Raw genomic sequence first — 2,675 nt, forward strand, 5'->3', positions numbered from 1 at the left:
CATCCATGGCGCGGGGCGGCTAAACCGGCATCCCTGCCGGTTTACCCCCCAAATCACTGTCGAATTCCGGCCAGCGTGGTTTAACGGGGCGCTTGAGATCAAAAGCAGATCAAGAGCGGCTCGCTTCGCATCGTGGTTAGTCGGGTTGCTGCGAACTATAATTGGGTCATTCTCTATGCCGCCAGGCCGCAGTGGCCTAAGCCGCTCTCAGCGAGATAAACGCATAATTGGCCGGCACTTCCGTGGCAATTTCTGCCCCGGCATCCAGCACCTGTTCGGCGATGTCCATCCCGGACACATGAAACACCCATTCATTGGCCACCGCCGGCTGTTCAATCGCCAGTTCAATCGCCTGGGCAAACGCCTGCATGTCCGGCAAGTACGCGGTAAACCCGTCGCCCTTGAGGGCGGTCGTGCGGATGCCGAGCAACGCGCATACGGCTTCCTTGGTCTGCACATCATCCCGATCGGCCTGGCGCGAACGGCGAATCAGTTCGGCCAGTTGCGCGTCCATCAATTCACCACCGACGATCAGCGCCGGGCCTTGTTCCCAGGATTCCGGCGGGCAGTCTTTGGCGCCTGGGTTCAGCGGGATATGCGGGTTTATTTCCATCGGGTAGATGCGGCACACCAGCGGGCGCCGTTCGTAGATGCGGCAGCGGTTGTCTTCGTCAAGATTCCGGCAGCGTCCGGCGTTGTAGGCGGCAAAGGTGATTGCCACAAATGCCTCGGTAGTGCCGCTGGGCACGATCACTGAACGGCGTTCGGCGTGTTCCCGTTGTTGCAGGGGCAGGCCCAGGCCGTTGCCAAGAAAGCCCTCCACCAGAACGATGACGTTGCCGCCGTCCGCCGCCCAGCTGCGGGCTTCTTCGAGGGTCAGGGGCACGTGATGGTCGCTGCAGCATTTGCCGCAACCGACGCAGGAAAAGTGTGTGTTCATGGCGGATCTGTCACCAGGCAAGGTCAGAGGGCACGCTGAGGGGTGACGGGTTTTTACCTCTATCGACCGCTCAGGGGCTCTGGAAGCAAGTTATGCGCCAGTGAGGGTCAGCCCTTGGATAGGATGTCGCGCAGCACAAACTCCATGCCCGCACTTTCATACAGGTGCCGGGCGCGCAGGTTGCTCTCCAGCACCTTGAGGTCCACATAGGGTTCGCCGCGCTGCTTGAACACCTGGAAGCTGTGCAGCAGCAAGGCGCGGCCCAGCCCTTGGCCTTGGGCACAGGGGTGGACGGCCAGGTTCTTGATAAAGGCGCTGGTCCAGCATTGCGCCACCGCGAGAATACCGCCGCGGTTACTGGCCACCAGGCACAGCGTCGGGTCGTACTCGGCATCGGTGACGAACTGCCGGCGCCACTCCTCCAGGTGGCCGACACGGCCGCCGCCCTGGTCCTGGGTCATGCGCAGCACGGCATGGATCGCCGGGGCCAGTTCATCGCGATAATGATCCAGCCGGGTATCCGCTGGCCACTGCGGGGCGGGCAGGCTGCCGGTGAGGTCGCGACGCAGGAGCTGGTAATACTCGGCCAAGGCTTACAGGCCCTTTTGCGCCACGGTTTGCGCGGCGATGACCAGGCACTTGGTCAACTCTGGGGATGAGAACTTGGTGAGTACCGAGTCGGCACCGGCCAGGCGTGCTTTTTCGCTGTTCATCGCGCTGTCCAACGAGGTGTGCAACAGCACGTAGAGGTCCTTGAAATCCGGGGTTTCGCGCAAGGTGCGGGTGAGGGCGTAGCCGTCCATCTCAGACATTTCGATGTCCGACACCACCACGTTGATCTGTTCAACCGTGCCTTGCAGCTCCAGCAACACGTCGATGGCTTCCTTGGCGCTGCGGGCGGTGTGGCAGGTCAGGCCGAGGTTGCGCAGGGTGTGTACCGATTGCTGCAAGGCCACCTGGCTGTCGTCCACCACCAGGATGCGGGCATTGCCCAGCACTTCGGCTTCTTCCATGGTCAGGTCGGTCGGCGCCGCTTCAACCGGTGCCGGGGCGATGCCATGGATGACTTTCTCGATATCCAGCACCTGCACCAGGCCACCTTCCACCTGGGTAACCCCGGTGATAAACGCCCGATTGCCGCCGGAGCCGTAGGGCGGCGGGCGGATATCGGTAGTCAGGCAATGCACGATTTTGCTCACCGCCTGCACATGCAGGCCCTGCTTGGAACGGCTGACATCGGTGACGATCAGGCAGCCGCCGTCCGGGTCTTGCAAGGGCATTTCACCCAGGGCGCGGCTCAAGTCGATCACCGACAACGAAGCGCCGCGCAAGGTGGCGATGCCTTTGACGTGCGGGTGAGACTCCGGCAGCCTGGTCAATGGCGGGCAGGGGATGATCTCGCTGACTTTCAACAGGTTGATGGCCATCAGCTTGCCGCTGCGCAAGGTAAAGAGCAGAAGCGAGAGTGAGTCTGCGCGGGCTTTGGTGGTGGACATAAAAACCTTCTGTGGATCAGGGATGACGATCTATAGAGAGTTATCGACTTGGCTGGCCGGGGCTTTAACCGGATTTTGTGTCGGCCACTGTTTATGTGCAAGCTGGCTTGCCTGCGATGGCCATAGGTATCTACACAACTGTGCAGTTCGCCGCAGCCACCGGTAACCAGGATGCGAAGCGAGCCGCTCTTGATCTTGATCTGCTTTTGATCTCAGGCGCCCCGTTAAACCACGCTGGC

At 61.5% G+C, this 2,675-nt stretch carries 3 protein-coding genes; all 3 read right to left on the reverse strand.

What is annotated here, in order from left to right:
• Positions 1-196 precede the first annotated feature (196 nt).
• Positions 197-940: a YkgJ family cysteine cluster protein gene (locus E1K68_RS05625; protein WP_212613855.1), complete on the reverse strand. Its 744-nt coding sequence runs from the start codon at positions 938-940 to the stop codon at positions 197-199.
• A 107-nt stretch (positions 941-1,047) separates the two neighbouring features.
• Positions 1,048-1,530, reverse strand: a complete 483-nt coding sequence (locus tag E1K68_RS05630) for an N-acetyltransferase (protein ID WP_034134899.1) — start codon at positions 1,528-1,530, stop codon at positions 1,048-1,050.
• A 3-nt stretch (positions 1,531-1,533) separates the two neighbouring features.
• On the reverse strand, positions 1,534-2,436 hold the full coding sequence (locus tag E1K68_RS05635; protein WP_003188703.1) for a chemotaxis protein: 903 nt from the start codon (positions 2,434-2,436) through the stop codon (positions 1,534-1,536).
• Positions 2,437-2,675 lie beyond the last annotated feature (239 nt).

Source organism: Pseudomonas sp. B2021, from assembly GCF_018135665.1.
In the GTDB taxonomy this organism is placed as follows: Bacteria; Pseudomonadota; Gammaproteobacteria; order Pseudomonadales; family Pseudomonadaceae; genus Aquipseudomonas; species Aquipseudomonas lactis.